Consider the following 15563-nt stretch of genomic DNA (forward strand, 5'->3'; position numbering starts at 1 on the left):
CCTGACCCGGCGGCCGGCCGTTACTCCCCGCTAGGCGGTTCCACCGGCACGGCAGCTGGTGCTTCCGATTCCGCCGCTTTCGGCGCTTCCTTCGCTTCCACGACGGCGGGTGCCGGCGGCGGCTCGCGCCATTTGCCCGCCGCCTTCAGCTTGTTCTTCAGCCCCGGCAAGGGAAAACCCAGCGCATAGGCTTTTTGCGCGTGCGCGCTGGCCTTCTCGTATTCCTTCTTCTTTACATACATCAGGCCCAGGTTGTACTGGATGGTGGCCTGGTCCGGCGCCATGCGGCTGGCTGCGTCCAGCTGTTCCAGCGCCTTCGCATCCTGGCCCGTGGACAGCAGGTAGTTCCCGAATACCATGCGCGCCGTCACGTCCTGGGGTGCGAAGGCGATGGCCCGTTCGAAGTAGCAGCTGACCGTGTAGCGGGCGCCCACGGGTTGCGGGCTTTTCAGGCGCAATCCCAGCTTGGCCATCGACGCCAGCGCCCGGTGATGGTTCGGGAAGTGCTCTAGTGTGTAGCCGATGTCGGCGCCCAGGCTGCCCGTCATGCCTTGCGTGAGCGTTTCCACGGCGCGTGAAAAATGGAATTTCTCGATCACGGACAGGCCGGTGCGGTCTTCCGCGCTCGTGTAGTCGCCGCCCGGCGTGCGCTTGACGTAGGGCGGGCAATCGGCGGCACCGGCATGGGCGCAGCAGGCGGCGAGGGTGCAGGCAAACAAGCGATGCTTCATGTCGGACTCCTGTGACTGACCTGGTCCAGCAAATCGGCCAGGGCGTTGCTGCGGGCTTGCCGCGATTGCAGGGCGATGGCCGTGGGGCTGGCCAGCGGCGCGCGGCCCTGGCGTGCCAGTTCCAAAAAGCGCAGCAGGGCGCGCGCGCAGTCGCTGCTCGACGCCAGCTGGCCGATGGTGTCGATGCCGCAAAGGCGCAGCTTGGCCGCGCTGTCGCCGGCCAGGTCGGTCAGCGCGAGGATGGGGCGGCGGCAGCGCAGGTATTCATACAGCTTGGCGGGAATCTGCTCGTTGCAGTTGGCCGCCTGCAGCAGCAGCAAGCCGTCGGCGGCCAGCATTTCCCGCAGCGCCGCGCCGTGCGGCTGCAAGGGCTCCAGGCTGACCAGGTCCAGGATGCCGTATTGCGCCAGCAAGCCCGCCAGCCACGCATCGTGGCCTGTGGCGCGCAGCACCAGCTGGAAATTGCGGGCGTGCAGCACGCCGTCGCGGCGCAGCCGGGCCAGCGCTTCGAACAGCGGCCGCGGATCGCGCTCGGACGGGTAGATCACGCCGCTGTGCAGCAGCAAGAAGCGGCTGCGGTGGCCGCGCGGCCCGGCTGGCAGCGCGGCGACCTCGTCATCGTCGTGGCCATTTTCGATCAGGCAGAAGCGCTCGCGCCCCACCTGTGCAAGGCGCCGCTGATGCGCCGCGATGGCGCCCGGCGTGGTGCAGACGATGGCCGCGCTGCGCGCCGCAATGCGCTGTTCTATCCACGCATGCATGCGGTGCAGGCGCGGCTCGGGCGGATACGGCGCCAGCGGGTCGCTGTCGTCGAGCATGGGGTCGCGCTGGTCGGCGATCCACGGCAGGCCGCTGAGTTTTTGCAAGGTCATCGCGATCAGGTGCGCCGTGGCGATCGGATACGTCGACCAGATGGCGTCGGGACGGTATTGGCGGATCATGCGCAGGCCGGCCGGCACGGCGCTCAGCCACCAGGAACTCCAGCGGTCGGGCAGGGCCAGGCAGCGCGGATAGCGCCCGGCGATGGACAAATGGCGCGCCGCGTCCAGCGCCAGGGTGCGCCGCACGGTGGCCTGCGCGACTATCTGCGCCAGCTGCGATTCGCCCCGCTGCGCATACGCGAGCGGCGAGGGGCTGAGCACGAGCGGCTGCCAGCCGCAGTCGGGCAAATGGCGCGCAAAGCCCAAGGTGCGCAGGATGCCGCTGCCGCCGGCAAACGGCGGAAAATGGTAGGCGACCATCAGCACCCGTTTTGGCGAAGTACTTACCATGATCGCAGCCACCGTGCGCACAGCTGTTCGACTTCGCCGCGCCAGGCCGCGCTGGCGAACGTGTGGTTGGCGCCGTCGACCTGGGCCTGCGTCCATTGCGCGCGGGCGGCCACGGCGCGCCATGCCGCATCGCCGTCGAGCAGGGCTTGCCACTCGCGCGCGCCCAGGTCGTCGCCGCTGAGGATCAGCAAGACCTTGCCCTGGAATTGCGTGAGCGCCCGCAGCAGGGCCGGCGCGGGCGCGTCGTCTTCCGGCGTTACCGGTGCCTGCATGGCGGCCGCCATCTGCCGCAGCGAGGCCAGGCTGGCGCCCAGCCGCAGGCCGCCGCCGGCCAGCTTGCGCCAGAAATCGCCTTGCAGCAGGCGTGGCAAATAATAGTGGCGCAAGGTGGCGCGCGCCAGGCCGGCGCTGCTGCGCACCCACGGGTTGAGCAGGATCAGGGCCTTGACGCGCGCGTCGTGCGGCGCATGGCAGGCGGCCGCCGTGGCGCCGTCGCACAAGCCCCACAGCGCCACTTCGCGCAGCGACGGCACGGCATCGAAGAATTGCGCCAGCGCGCCGGCGATGTCGGGACCGGCGGCGCGGTAATCGCGCGCGCTGCCCTCGCTGTCGCCCATGCCCCGCAAGTCGAAACGCAGCACGGGCCAGCCCTGCGCGGCCAGCGCGCGGGCCAGCAGGACGAACTGGCGGTGGCTGCCGACCCGGTACTGCGGCCCGCCCGTGACGATCAGGACGCCGCGCGGGCCAGGCACGTCGGCCAGGCTGAGGATGCCCGCCATGCGCGCCTGCGACTCGCCGTCATCAGCGGCGCTGCGAAAGCGCAGGGGCAGCTCGCGCACGGCTGGCGCCGCGAGATGCTGCTGGCCGCTGTCGCGCTTCATGGCGGCGTCCTTTCCTCGTCGAGCCAGTCGCGGCACAGCGCGCGCGTGGCGTCCAGCAGTTGCGGACACGCGAGCAGCTCGCCGCTGTGCCAGAACGGCCCATCGCCGAAACTGGCCACGTGGACGGCGGCGCCCAGGTCTCGCCATTGCCGCGCCAGCGGCGGCAAAGGCGTGGCTGCCTGTTCCGCCCCCTGATGATCGAGCCAGTAGACCGGCACGGATGGCGGCAGCGTGGACGCACTGACGCGATCGATGGCGTGCGCCAGCGCGGGCGCCAGCAGGTAGCCGGCCACTTCCACAGGCTCGCCTTGCGCCAGCGCGGCACGCGCCTGGCCGGGCGCTTCCCGCGTGCCGCCAGCCAGCATACCCGTCGCCAGGCGCAGGCGCAGGAAGCGGTCGATAACGCGCCGTCCATCGAGTTCCGGTTGCCACAACAGCAAACGCGCCAGGGGCAGCGGCGGGCGGCTGGCGAAATCGAGGGCCAGCAGGGCGCCCAGGCGCAAGCCCCACACGCTCAAGGGGCCGTCGACCCGTTGCGCCAGCCACGCGCACGCCAGGTGCAGATCGTTGTGCCAGATATCCCAGCGCGCTTCGCCAAAGTCGCCACTGCTGTCGCCGCAGCCGAACAGGTCGATCTGCAGCACGCTGTAACCCGAGGCGGCAAAGGCGCGCGCCTGCGCGGCGGCCACATGGCGGCTTTTATTCAGTTCCTCGGCAAATGGGTGGACGTAGACGATGCCGCCGCGCGCGGCCTGGCCCGGCGGCGGCAGGTGCAGCAGGCAGTAGCGCTGGCCGCCGCTGGCGGGCAGGAAGAAGGGCAGCAGCGGCAGCGCGTCGGTGAGGGCGCGGTTCATGGTCGCAGCTTTGCAAACACGAAATCGTGCAGGGTGCCGACGGTGGCGAAGTGGCGCGCGTGGATGTCGTCGTCGGCGACGATGATGCCGAAATGGTCTTCCAGCGCGGCGATCACGCCGATCACGGCCATCGAGTCGAGTTCCGGCACGCTGCCAAGGAGCGGCGTGTGGCTTTCCAGCAGTCGCCCGTTCAAGCCCAGGGTCGTGTCGAGGATGTACTTTACTGCTTCAAGATGCGGCATGTCAGCTCCAGGGAAGGGTAGTGCGGCAGGCGGCTGGTATCGAAGGCCAGGCAGGGGATGTCGTCCGGGCGGCGCGACAGGTGCAGATACGGCGGCAGGCTGGCGGCCATCCATTGCCAGCGCCCGCAGCGCATGAAGGTGGCCATGCCCAGCGCGTGCGTGCCCAGGCGCGCATGGGCGCCCAGCGAGGCGCGGTTGAAACGCGAGATGCGGCTGCATGACCAGCGCACGCCCTGCGCGTGCAGCACGGCGTTGGCTTCTTCCCACAGGCGGGCGAAGACGAGGCCACCGCGCTGCTCGGGATGCACCCATACATCGAGGTCCCACGACGACTGATTTGAGGCCAGCGCATAGCGGGCACGCACCTCGTCTTCCTGGCAGCCGTGGCGCAGCAGCCATATCCAGCCAACCATGCCGGACTTGTCTCGCGCCACCAGGCATTGCGCACCTTGCCGGTAGCGCTCGCGCAGCGCGCCAGGCCGGCGCTCGGGACCGGGCGGCAAGTCCGCTTCCGCCACGCAGGGCGTGACGGCGATGGACTTGCCGCGCCCGCGGCACAGCGAGCCGGGCGCCACGGCTTGCGCCACAAACTGGTAGCGGTACAGCGCGCAGCGCCCGCCCGGCACCGCTGCCAGCAGCCGCGCCACGGCCAGCCAGGCGCTGTCGCGCCAGCCCAGCTGGCGAAGGCTGGCGGCAAGCCCTTGCAAGCGGGGGAAATGGAGAAAATGGGCGAGGCTGGCCATGGCGGTCAAGGATGGGGCGGCTGTGCAGCCAACGCTGTCATTAGAGCGCAGCGGCCCATGGCCGATGTTGCGCGGCCTCAAGCATTGCGCCGGATAGGCCAGCGCCCGCCGGGAGAGGTGCTTACTTGATAAAAATCAACACTGCCGCGGCCGTTTATCCTAATCATAGGGGAATGCATGGTAATCATGGCAACCTTGGGGCGACACGATGGCGACACTGATACACGATCTGATCTTCGAAACGGCGCAGCGCGCCCCCCACGCGCCGGCCCTGTCGTGGCAGGGCGAGCAATTGAGCTATGCCGCGCTGGCGCAGTCCGTGCGCGAGGCGGCCGCTACCCTGCTGACCCTGGGATTGCAAGGTGGCGCGCGCGTGGCCGTGTACCTGGAAAAACGCCCGGAAAACGTCAGCGCCATGTTTGGTACGGCTGCGGCCGGCGGCGTGTTCGTGCCCGTCAATCCGCTGCTCAAGCCGGACCAGGTAGCCTACATCCTGGCCGATTGCAACGTTGCCATCCTCGTCACGTCGCGCGAACGGCTGGCACAGCTGGGCCCGGCGCTGGCCGCCTGTCCAGACTTGCGGACGGTGCTGCTGACGGGCGAAGGGGAGGCCGAGTCCAACCTGGGCAAGGTGCGCGTGCTGCCGTGGAGCGCGGTCTCCGCCGCCAGCGTGCCCGCGCCCATACCCCATGCGGCGATCGACGTGGACATGGCCGCCATTCTATATACCTCGGGCAGCACGGGACGACCGAAAGGCGTGGTGCTGTCGCACCGCAACATGCTGGCGGGCGCGCTCAGCGTGTCGGGCTATTTGCGCAACACGCCGCAGGACCGCATCCTGTGCGTCCTGCCGCTCAGCTTTGATTACGGCCTGAGCCAGCTGACGACGGCGTTCGCCAGCGGCGCCTGCGCCGTGCTGATGAATTACCTGTTGCTGCGCGATATCGTCGAAGCCGTCGAGCAGGAAGCCATCACGGGCCTGGCCGCCGTGCCGCCGCTATGGGTGCAGTTGTCGCAGCTGAGCTGGCCCCTGTCCACCCCCTTGCGCTACATCACCAATTCGGGCGGCGTGATGCAAAGGACCACGCTCGACCGGCTGCGCCAGTCGCTGCCGCGCACGCAGGTCTACCTGATGTATGGCTTGACGGAAGCGTTCCGCTCGACCTATCTGGCGCCGGAACAGCTGGAACGGCGCCCCGATTCCATTGGGCAAGCGATCCCGAACGCGGAAGTGCTGGTGCTGCGTCCCGACGGCAGCGTGTGCGACGCCGACGAGCCGGGCGAACTCGTGCACCGTGGCGCGCTGGTGGCGCTCGGCTACTGGAACGACGCGGCGCGCACGGCCGAACGCTTCAAGCCGCTGCCGCCGCAGGCAAGCGGCCTGGTGCTGCCGGAGCTGGCCGTCTGGTCGGGCGACACGGTGCGCCGCGATGCGGATGGCTATCTGTATTTTGTCGGGCGCAGCGATGACATGATCAAGACGTCGGGCTACCGGGTCAGCCCGGCCGAGATCGAAGAAGTCGCGTATGCGAGCGGGCTGGTAGGCGAAGCGGCAGCGCTGGGCTTGCCCCATGCCGTGCTGGGCCAGGCCATCGCCTTGCTGGTGACGCCCGCGCCCGGCGTGGCATTGCAGCGCGACAGCGTGCTGGAGGCCTGCCGCGCCCGCTTGCCCAGTTATATGGTGCCGCAGTGGGTGGAGATCCGCGACGGCGTGCTGCCGCGCAATCCGAACGGCAAGATCGACCGCCCCTTGCTGGCCAGGGAACTGGCGCGCGCGCATGCGGTCCAAACAGGAGACGCGGCATGAAGGACTTGATCCGCTCGAACAGTATGGAATTGCCCGCGCACTCGGTCTGGGGCCAGCAGTTTGCCGTGGACGGCGACATGCTGCTGGTGGGTGGCGTGCCCCTGCGGCGACTGGCACAGCGAGTGGGCAGCACGCCGTTCTATGCCTATGAACGCGCGCACATCACGCGCCGCGTGGCGGAGCTGCGCGCCGCCTTGCCGGCCGGCGTGCATGTGCATTACGCCATGAAAGCCAACCCGATGCCTGCCGTGGTGCAGTGGCTGGCGGGCCTGGTCGATGGCATTGACGTGGCCTCGGGCGGCGAACTGGCCACGGCGCTCGATACGCCGATGGCGCCGGAGCGCATCAGTTTTGCAGGGCCGGGCAAGAGCGATGGCGAACTGGCGCGGGCCGTGGCGGCGGGCGTATTGATCAACGTGGAGTCGGGCGCCCAGCTGGAAAGGGTGGCGCTGGCCAGCGAACGGCTGGGCGTGACGGCCAGGGTGGCCGTGCGCGTGAATCCCGATTTCGCCTTGCGCCGCACGGGCATGCGCATGGGCGGTGGCGCGCAGCCCTTTGGCGTCGATGCGGCGCTCGTGCCGGCGCTGCTGGGCCGCATCGGCCAGCTGGGGCTGGATTTTTACGGTTTTCACCTGTATGCGGGCTCGCAAAGCCTGTCGGCGGGGGCTCTGGCCGAAGCCCAGTCCCTCAGCGTGCAACTGGCCCTGCAACTGGCCGACAGCGCGCCGTCGCCCTTGCGCACCCTGAATATCGGCGGCGGCTTCGGCGTGCCGTATTTTCCCGGCGATCAGGCGCTCGACCTGGCGCCTGTCGCCGCAGGCTTGCAGCGGCAGCTCGATCTGCTGGCCCAGGCGGCGCCCGGCGTGCGCCTGAACCTGGAGCTGGGCCGCTATCTGGTGGCCGAGGCCGGTATTTATGTGTGCAAGGTGATCGAGCGCAAGGTGTCGCACGGGCAGGTATTTTTCGTCACGGATGGCGGCTTGCACCACCACTTGGCGGCCTCGGGCAATTTTGGCCAGCTGATCCGCAAGAATTATCCGGTCGCCATCGGCAACCGGCTGCACGGCGGGCCGCGCGAAGTGGCGTCCGTCGTGGGGCCGTTGTGCACGCCGCTGGACTTGCTGGCCGACCAGATGGAGATGGCGCGCGCCGAAGAGGGCGACCTGGTGGTCGTGTTCCAGTCGGGCGCGTATGGTTTGACGGCCAGCCCGACGGCCTTTCTTGGCCATCCGCTGCCGGCCGAGGTGCTCGTATGAGCGGCCTGTGCGGTTGGCTGGCGGCGCCTGGCGGGGCTGCGGGTTCTGTCGCTGCCGATGCCAGTGGCGCCGCGCTGGCCAGCATGGCCGCGCCCCTGTCGCGTTTCGATAGCGCACCGCTGGCCGCCAGCGTGAGCGAAGTGGGTGGCGTGGCCGTGGCCGCCATCGATGGCAGCCGCCATGTATATCAGCGAGATGGCTTGCAGGTGGCCATCTGGGGCCGGCCCGTGCTTGACGGTTCTGCCGACGAGGTGGCAAGCCGCCTCGCTTCCCTGTGGCTGAGCCGTGGCGTGGCCGCCTGCGCCAGCCTGTCCGGGCCATTTGCTGTGGCCATCCTCGACGCCTTTGCCGGTTCGGCCTTGCTGGCAGTGGACCGTGCCGGAATCCACCCCCTCAGCTATGCGGGCAATGGGCAGGACTTGTTCTTTGCCTCCTCGCATGATGCCTTGCTGGCCCATCCGTCTGTGCGGGGCGCGCTCGATCCGCAGGCGCTGTATCACTACCTGTTCTTCCACATGGTGCCTGGCCCGGCCACCGCTTATCTTGGCCAGCAGCGCTTGCTGCCCGGCGAATACCTGCATGTGCGCAGCGGCAAGCAATGCAAGGGCAGCTACTGGCAGCTGGCCTTCCAGGAGCCGGGCGCGGCGCGCACCCGGGCCAGCTTTGCCAGCGACAAGCGGGAATTCCTGCGCCTGCTGCGCCAGGCCGTGGAAAGCAGCCTGGGTGCGGATGGTGCGGATACGGGCGCGTTTCTCAGCGGCGGCACGGACAGTTCCACCGTGGCCGCCATCATGGGCCAGGTGACGGGCCGGCCCGCGCGCACGTATTCCATCGGTTTCGACGCGCCCGGCTATGACGAAATGGCGTATGCGCGCCTGGCCGCCAGCCACGCGGGCAGCATCCACCACGAACGCTATGTGACGCCGGCCGACGTGCTGGCCGCCATTCCCGCCATGGCGGCCATCTTCGACCAGCCTTTCGGCAACGCCTCGGCCATACCCGCGTTTTACTGCGCGCAGATGGCGCGCGAGGATGGCGTAACGCGCCTCTTGGGCGGCGACGGCGGCGATGAATTGTTTGGCGGCAATGAGCGCTATGCGCACCAGGCCTTGCTGTCGCAGTACGAGCGTTTGCCCGCCATGTTGCGCCAGGGCATCATCGAGCCGCTGCTGTTCCGCGCACGCACGGGCAAGTCGTGGCGGCTGGGCGACAAGGCGCGCCGCTACATCGAACAGGCGAGCCTGCCGCTGCCGGCCCGGCTCGACAGCTACAACCTGCTGCTGCGCCATGGCCACCGCACGGTACTGGAAACGGGTTTCATCGACACCATCGACCCGGGCATGGCGCCAGGCTGCGTGAATGGCGCGTATTGGGAGCGCCAAGGCCAGGGCTTGAGCCAGATCAACGAGTTGCTGGCCCTGGACATGCGTTTTACCCTGGCCGACAACGACCTGTTCAAGGTGCGCAAGGCGTGCGAGCTGGCTGGCGTGGAAGCGGCGTTTCCCTTCCTGCACGATGCGATGGTGGCGTTTGCCGCCCGCCTGGCGCCGCGGGACAAGCTCGACGGCATGCGGCTGCGGCCCTTCTTCAAGCGGGCGCTGGCGGAAATCCTGCCGCCGGCCATCGTGCGCAAGAAGAAGCACGGCTTCGGCCTGCCTTTCGGCCTGTGGCTGCACAGCCACGTGCCGCTGCGCGAGTTTGCCTTCGACAACCTGACGCAGCTGCGCGGGCGCGGCATCGTGCGGCCCGCCTTCATCGACGATTTGAAAGGGCGCTTGCTGGCGGAACACCCTGCCTATCACGGCACCATGGTGTGGCTGCTGCTGATGCTGGAACAATGGTTCAGCCAGCATCCGGGCGCGCTCGGTGCGCTTGCCGGCGGTTTTGCCGCATGCGCCACAGAAACGCCAGCCGTCCTCGATCCCACGGCGTAAAGCGGGGCAGCTGCAGCAGGTCGAGCTCAGCGCCGGGGCGGGCCACGCCCCAGTCCGTGGCGACGGCCGCCTTGAAACCGAGGCTCCTGACCATTGCCACGTGCGGCGCGCCATAGTCGCGTCCGGCCTTGCCGTTCGGATACGCAAACAGGCTGACGGGCGCCTGTATCAAGCTTTCCAGCTGCTGCTTGCCATCGGCGATGTCTTGCCGCGCGACGTGGTCCGGCAAGGTGGACAGAATCGGATGGCTGGCCGTGTGTGCGCCTATCTCCATGCCGGCCGCGTGCAGCTGGCGCAGCTGTGCCGTACTCAGCATGGCGTGCGGTCCCGCTGTCGCGCCCGCCTGGCGGCGGATGCGCATGGCCAGCTGCTGGCGCCGCGCGGACGGCAGGTATTTCAACAGGCCCAGCACGGTGGCGATGGCCGTTTGCCGCTGCGCCAGGGTGGCGACGGGCAACGTTCCCAGGCCGTCTTCCTGCAAATCCAGCACGGGACCGGCCGCCTGACGCACGGCTTCGATCACCGTGTCGTTCCACATCTGTCCGCCGTCCAGATAGCCCGTGGCGATGAAAAACGTGGCGTGCAAGCCATGGCGCCGCAGCAGCGGCAGGGCCACTTGCGCATTGTCCGCATAGCCGTCGTCGAAGGTGATGCAGGCGGCGCGCGGCGGCAGGCTGCCGTCCTGCAAGCGCTGCACGGCATCGGCCAGCGGCATCGGCGTATAAAAACGTTTCAACAGACGCAGCTGGCGTTCGAACAGCACGGCATCCACTTCGCCGGGAAACAGCGGGTCGGACCGCGCCAGCACGCGGTGGTAGATCAGGATGGACAGGGCGGCCGTCATGGCAGCTCCACGACGGCGGCCCGGGGCCTGGCCGGGCGCGACGTCGGGGCCGGCGCTTGTTGCTCGACGAGGATGCGCGTAGCGATCAGGGCCGCCATCAGGTAATACGGCATGTCGAAATACAGCAGGCTGAGGAAGGCGCCACCCACGGCAAAGCCGATCAGGCTGGCCTGGCTCATGGTGGCCAGGCCATGCGCCCAGCGCAGTTCCGGCTTGCCCCGCGTGCGGCGGATGATGGCGGCGGCCGTGCGCCAGGTGGCGATGCCCAGCGCCAGATAAATCAGCAAGCCGACAAAGCCATGTTCGCCCAGCGCCTGGAAATAAATGCTGTGCGCCGCGTGCACGTCCATGGGGTTGGGCGCATAGCGGGCAAAGATGGCGGCGTCGGACACATCGAAGCCGCCGCCGGGAAAACGGTCGCGCGCCAGATTCCAGGCCATGCGCCAGGCATTCAGGCGGCCCATGGCGGACACATCGTCCTGATAGGTGTTGATGGTGTCCATGCGTTCGGCCCAGCGCTCGGGCATGAAAGCGAGCAACAGGGGCGCGACGGCGCCGAGCAGCGCGCCCAGCACCAGCTTGCGCTCGCTTTTCAGCCACATGAACAGGCCCATGGCGGCAATGGCCAGCAATCCGCCGCGCGAATACGAGCCCAGCGCGGCGAGGGCCGACAGCAGCATGGCCGCCGTCAGGCCGTGACGCACCCAGCGCTTGTCCGTGTTTTGCTGCAAGTAATACATGAGGGGGATGGTGATGATCAGGGCCAGGGCCAGCGCATTGTTATCCCCGATAAACGTTTCTTCCGGCCCCCAGACCCGCTCCGTGCCGCCGCTGCGGATGGTGAAGACGCCGCCTTTCACGCCGTAATAGCCGATCGAGCCCACCAGCACCCACACGAGGCGCACGATGTCGCGCCGCGTGCGTATCACCATCATGATGACAAAGCTCATCAGCATGATCTTCATCACCTTGTTCCACTGCACCCATGACGATTCCGGCAGCAGGGCGAACGGGGCCGTGACGTTCATCCACAGGACGAACAGCAGCAGCAGTACGCTGACGGGCGTGAGCGGCAGGCTTTTCGGCTCGCGCGACATGAGCAGGCTGACCATGGTGGCGATGGCGATGATGAAGGCGAACGGCAGATGGGTGGCAAAGCCCCACGCTTGCGTGTGCGGGTTCATCACGCTGACCCAGACCCACATCAGGCCGCCGAAGGCCGGCGCCTTCAGGATGAAGGGCAGGGAGCCAAGGATGATGACGGTAATCAGTATGTCGCGCATGAAAGGGGACGCTCCTGGTTTTGCCTGCCTGGTCTTGATGCTGGTCAACGGGCAGCCGGGCAGGCTCAGTACACTGGATCAACACTGCAGTCGTGTTGTTGAAACTGTGAATCAGTTTTGTCATGGTAAGACCAAGGAGGCATGTCCTTGTTGACCGTTCTCATGGCGACCTACAATGGCGCCGGCACCTTGCCCCAGGTATTGCGCGCGTACATGGGGTTGCGAGCGCCCGTGGGCGGCTGGCGCCTGATCATCGCCGACAATGGCAGCACGGATGACACGGCCCACGTGATCGCCGCCTTTCGCTGCCGCTTGCCATTGACTTCCATCTACGTGGCGCGGCGCGGCCGCAGTCCCGCCCTGAACGGCGCCGTCGAATACGCCTTGCGTTCCAGCGGCGATGGCGGCGAACTGTTCGTGTTTGGCGACGACGACGCCATGCCCGCATCGGACTGGCTGTGCCGCTTGCAGGACGGCGCGCGCGCACACCCCGGCTACGCCCTGTTCGGCGGCGCCATCGTGCCCGCCTGGCGGGAAAAGCCGCAAGACTGGCTGCTGCACCTGACCCCCGTTGGCCTGACGTGGGGCATCACCAGCCCCGATTTGCGCGACGCGCCCATCTATCCGGGCCTGGTCTGGGGTGCCAACATGGCGATACGCCGCCGCATCTTCGAGGCGGGCGCCCGCTATGACGAAAGCATCGGTCCGCAAGGCGCCAACTACGCCATGGGCAGCGAAACCCGCCTCAACCTGGAGATGCATGCGGCCGGCAATCCTTCCTGGTTCTGCCCGCAAGCGAGGGTGGCGCACATCATCCGCGCGCCGCAAGTGCAGCGCGCCTGGATATTGCGCCGCGCCATGCTGTTCGGCCGCGGCCAATGCCGTCTGGCCACGTTTGCACCGAGCTTGGAGTTGCTGGGTGTGCCACGCTGGATGCTGGGCAGATACGTGCGCGAGTCCCTCGGCGCCGTGCGGGCCTGGCTGCGGCGCGACCACGCCGACCTGTTCCTGCGCCAGTGGGAACGGGCCTGGCTGCGCGGCTTCTTCCATGAAGCGTGGCGGGGACGGCGCAAACGCTTGCCGCGCATCGTCATCAGCAGTTATTCGGGCGAGCTGGGCGGCATGGAGCTGCGCATGGCGCAAGAGGCGAGCATGCTGGGCGCGAGCGGCTACGACAGCGTGCTGGCGCTGCGGCGCTTTCCCGGTTTTACTGCCTGGGCGCACGACTTGCGCGCTAGGCAGTTGCAAGTGCGCGTGTATGAACCGCCCTTGTTTCTCGAACACTGGGCCTGGCGACGCTGGAACTGGCTGCGCGCCAGGGTCACGGGCGCGTGGCGGTTGCGGCGGCTGCGGCCCGACCTCGTCCACGTGGCGTTTTGCTGGACCAGTTATGGCGCGTCCATCCTGTGGCTGGCCCGGCAATGCCGGCTGCCGGCCGTGATCAGCGTGCACAATGCGTTTCCGCTGGAAGCGTTCAGCGACTGGCAGCGGCCCCGGCTGCTGGAAGCGTTTCGCACCGTCAAAGGCGTGTATGCCGTGTCGCCGTCGGCCATGCGGCATTTCCTCGAGCTGTACCGTGGCATGCTGAGTCCGGAAACGCGGCTGGCCGTGATCCCGAACGGCGTCGATACGGACACGTTCATTGCCTCGCCCGAACGCAGGGTGGTGGCGCGCAAGCAACTCGGGCTCCCGCCGGACGCGCTCGTGCTCGGCTGCGTGGCCCGGTTGTCCGCGCAAAAGCGGCCGCAAGCGCTGCTGGCGTTGTTCGCCCGCCTGGCCGCGCAGTTTCCCAATCTATATTTAGTGCTCGTGGGCACGGGGCCGCTGGAAGCCATGCTGCGGCTGCAGGCGCAACAATTGGGCTTGCAGGACAGAATCGTGTTTGCCGGCTTCCAGCAGCGCATCGAGCAGCTGATGCCGGCTTTCGACCTGCATGTGCTGCTGAGCAAAAACGAGGGCTTCGGCATTGCCACCATCGAGGCCATGGCTTGCGGCGTGCCGGCCGTGGGAACGGACGTGCCGGGCACGCACGATATCCTGCACGATAGCGCAGGCGGGCTGCTGTTGCCGCTTGACGACGAGCACGCCGCTTGCGCGGCCGTGGCGCAACTCTTGATGGACGTGCCCAGGCGCCTCCGCATGGGACGGCTGGCGCGCGAGGAAACCGTGCAGCGCTATTCGATGCCGCGCCTGGAACGCCAGTTGCGCGCCTTTTACGCCGGCCTCGTGTAGGCGCGGGCGGCCCGCATGAACGCCACCCGCCATTCGTTTTTCTTTTCGTTCGCCGAAAAATACACGGTACTGCTGCTGGGCATCGTCGCCACCATGGTGCTGTCGCGTTTGCTGACGCCGGCCGAGGTGGGCGTGTATTCGCTGGGCGCCGTGCTGGTGGCGCTGGCGCAAGTGGTGCGCGATTTTGGCGTGGGGCAATATCTGATCCAGGAAAAACAGCTTGATACGGTGAAATTGCGCGCCGCGCTGGCCACCAGCCTGCTCGTCGCCTGGCTGCTGGCCGCTTTGGTGCTGCTGGCCAGCGCGCCGCTCGCGCATTTCTATGACGAACCCCGGCTGACGCTCGTGCTGCGCTTGCTGTCCATCAATTTTCTGCTGATCCCGTTCAGCGCATTAACGTTACCGATGTTGCGCCGGCAACTGCGCTTTCGCGCCATCTACGCCATCAACGCGGCCAATAGTGTCGTGAACCTGCTGGTGGCCGTGCTGCTGGCGCTGCGTGGCTACAGTTATATGAGCATGGTATGGGCGGCGTTGGCCGGTTCCTGCGCGTCGCTGCTGGTGAGCCTGCTGGTGCGGCCGAAGGAACTGCCGTGGCTGCCGGGACGGGACGGCATGGGCGACATCGCCCGCTTTGGCGCGTATGCGACGGGAGGTGGTCTCGTCGACGAGGCGGGCGTGGCGGCGCCGGACCTCATCATCGGCAAGCTGATCGGCATTGAAAGCCTGGCCCTGTTCGGCAAGGCGCAAAGCGTGCTCAATATCTTCAACCAGGCCATCACCAGCGCGATTTCTCCCGTCGTGTTTCCCCTGTTCGCGGCCCGCGCGCGCGAAGGGGGAGGACAAGGAGGGCAGGGCGGGGCGGAAACCGTGTATTTGCGCACGATCAGCTACATGACGGCGCTGTCCTGGCCGTTTTTTCTCTTTCTCGCTTGCATGGCTTTGCCCCTGATCAAGGTGTTGTACGGCGCGCAATGGATCGGATGTGTGCCCTTGATACGCATCATGTGCCTGTCCTCGGCCGTGTATAGCATGTTCAGCATGGCCCGCTACCTGTTCGTGGCGACGGGCCAGCTGCATGCGCAGGTGCGGCTCGATGCCTGGGCTGGCGCTCTCAAAGTGGCGCTGCTGCTGGCCGCGGCGCCGTTCGGCCTGGTGGCCGTGGCCTGGGCCGTGGTACTCAGCAATGTGTTGCGCAGCTGGCTGAACTACGACTGCCTGCGGCGCCTGAGCGCGCTGGACTGGCGCATCCTGGCGCGGGCATTGCGCAAGAGCCTGCTGCTTTGCGGCTGCAGCAGTGTCGCACCCGTCGCTTCATTGCTGTGGCTGCCGGCTGATACGCCGGCGCTGCTGGCGCTGACGGGCACGGCCCTGGCCACCTTGCTGTGCTGGCTGGGCGGTCTGTTCCTGTTGAAGCATGAGCTCGCCGGCGAATTCCTGTTGTTGCAACGCAAGCTGACAGGCCGTTGGCTGGCAGTCAAATAA

At 67.7% G+C, this 15563-nt stretch carries 13 protein-coding genes; 5 read left to right on the plus strand and 8 right to left on the minus strand.

Annotated elements, in window-relative coordinates:
* Positions 1-20 precede the first annotated feature (20 nt).
* From CLU90_RS04285 to CLU90_RS04310, 6 genes are read right to left on the minus strand one after another with little or no spacing between them, the layout of a single operon-like run.
* On the minus strand, positions 21-731 hold the full coding sequence (locus CLU90_RS04285) for an ABC transporter permease (protein ID WP_175539380.1): 711 nt from the start codon (positions 729-731) through the stop codon (positions 21-23).
* Positions 728-2002: a glycosyltransferase gene (locus tag CLU90_RS04290; protein WP_232731068.1), complete on the minus strand. Its 1275-nt coding sequence runs from the start codon at positions 2000-2002 to the stop codon at positions 728-730. The genes CLU90_RS04285 and CLU90_RS04290 overlap by 4 nt, the downstream gene beginning before the upstream one ends.
* Positions 1996-2883: a hydrolase 1, exosortase A system-associated gene (locus CLU90_RS04295; RefSeq protein ID WP_092716609.1), complete on the minus strand. Its 888-nt coding sequence runs from the start codon at positions 2881-2883 to the stop codon at positions 1996-1998. The genes CLU90_RS04290 and CLU90_RS04295 overlap by 7 nt, the downstream gene beginning before the upstream one ends.
* Positions 2880-3737, minus strand: a complete 858-nt coding sequence (locus CLU90_RS04300) for a hydrolase 2, exosortase A system-associated (RefSeq protein ID WP_092716611.1) — start codon at positions 3735-3737, stop codon at positions 2880-2882. The genes CLU90_RS04295 and CLU90_RS04300 overlap by 4 nt, the downstream gene beginning before the upstream one ends.
* Complete coding sequence (locus CLU90_RS04305; protein ID WP_092716613.1) at positions 3734-3979, minus strand: acyl carrier protein; 246 nt, start codon at positions 3977-3979, stop codon at positions 3734-3736. Before CLU90_RS04305 ends, CLU90_RS04300 begins: the two co-directional genes overlap by 4 nt.
* Positions 3958-4722, minus strand: a complete 765-nt coding sequence (locus CLU90_RS04310; protein ID WP_092716680.1) for a GNAT family N-acetyltransferase — start codon at positions 4720-4722, stop codon at positions 3958-3960. Before CLU90_RS04310 ends, CLU90_RS04305 begins: the two co-directional genes overlap by 22 nt.
* A 208-nt stretch (positions 4723-4930) precedes the next feature.
* Between CLU90_RS04310 and CLU90_RS04315 the strand changes: the two genes are divergently transcribed.
* Genes CLU90_RS04315 through CLU90_RS04325 form a run of 3 tightly spaced genes read left to right on the plus strand, consistent with a single transcriptional unit; the run spans position 4931 to position 9719 of the window.
* The gene (locus CLU90_RS04315; RefSeq protein WP_092716615.1) at positions 4931-6529 is read left to right on the plus strand and encodes an acyl-CoA ligase (AMP-forming), exosortase A system-associated; all 1599 of its coding nucleotides are present in this window, start codon (positions 4931-4933) and stop codon (positions 6527-6529) included.
* Positions 6526-7785: a pyridoxal-dependent decarboxylase, exosortase A system-associated gene (locus tag CLU90_RS04320; protein WP_442906661.1), complete on the plus strand. Its 1260-nt coding sequence runs from the start codon at positions 6526-6528 to the stop codon at positions 7783-7785. The genes CLU90_RS04315 and CLU90_RS04320 overlap by 4 nt, the downstream gene beginning before the upstream one ends.
* Positions 7782-9719, plus strand: a complete 1938-nt coding sequence (locus CLU90_RS04325; protein ID WP_092716617.1) for an asparagine synthetase B family protein — start codon at positions 7782-7784, stop codon at positions 9717-9719. The genes CLU90_RS04320 and CLU90_RS04325 overlap by 4 nt, the downstream gene beginning before the upstream one ends.
* On the opposite strand, the gene CLU90_RS04330 is transcribed toward CLU90_RS04325, so the two are convergent.
* Positions 9628-10563, minus strand: a complete 936-nt coding sequence (locus CLU90_RS04330) for a polysaccharide deacetylase family protein (RefSeq protein WP_092716619.1) — start codon at positions 10561-10563, stop codon at positions 9628-9630. The two genes, CLU90_RS04325 and CLU90_RS04330, sit on opposite strands and share 92 nt — an antisense overlap.
* Entirely contained in the window at positions 10560-11846 is a 1287-nt protein-coding gene (locus CLU90_RS04335) for a putative O-glycosylation ligase, exosortase A system-associated (RefSeq protein WP_092716621.1), read from the minus strand. The genes CLU90_RS04330 and CLU90_RS04335 overlap by 4 nt, the downstream gene beginning before the upstream one ends.
* A gap of 147 nt (positions 11847-11993) precedes the next feature.
* Here CLU90_RS04335 and CLU90_RS04340 point away from each other — a divergent pair, with 147 nt between their 5' ends.
* Both CLU90_RS04340 and CLU90_RS04345 read left to right on the plus strand, forming a co-directional pair.
* Positions 11994-14078, plus strand: a complete 2085-nt coding sequence (locus CLU90_RS04340) for a glycosyltransferase (protein ID WP_232731069.1) — start codon at positions 11994-11996, stop codon at positions 14076-14078.
* 15 nt (positions 14079-14093) lie between these two features.
* Positions 14094-15563, plus strand: coding sequence for an oligosaccharide flippase family protein (locus CLU90_RS04345; RefSeq protein ID WP_100427277.1), 1470 nt, complete (start codon positions 14094-14096; stop codon positions 15561-15563).

It is taken from the genome of Janthinobacterium sp. 67, from assembly GCF_002797895.1.
Lineage (GTDB): Bacteria > Pseudomonadota > Gammaproteobacteria > Burkholderiales > Burkholderiaceae_D > Janthinobacterium.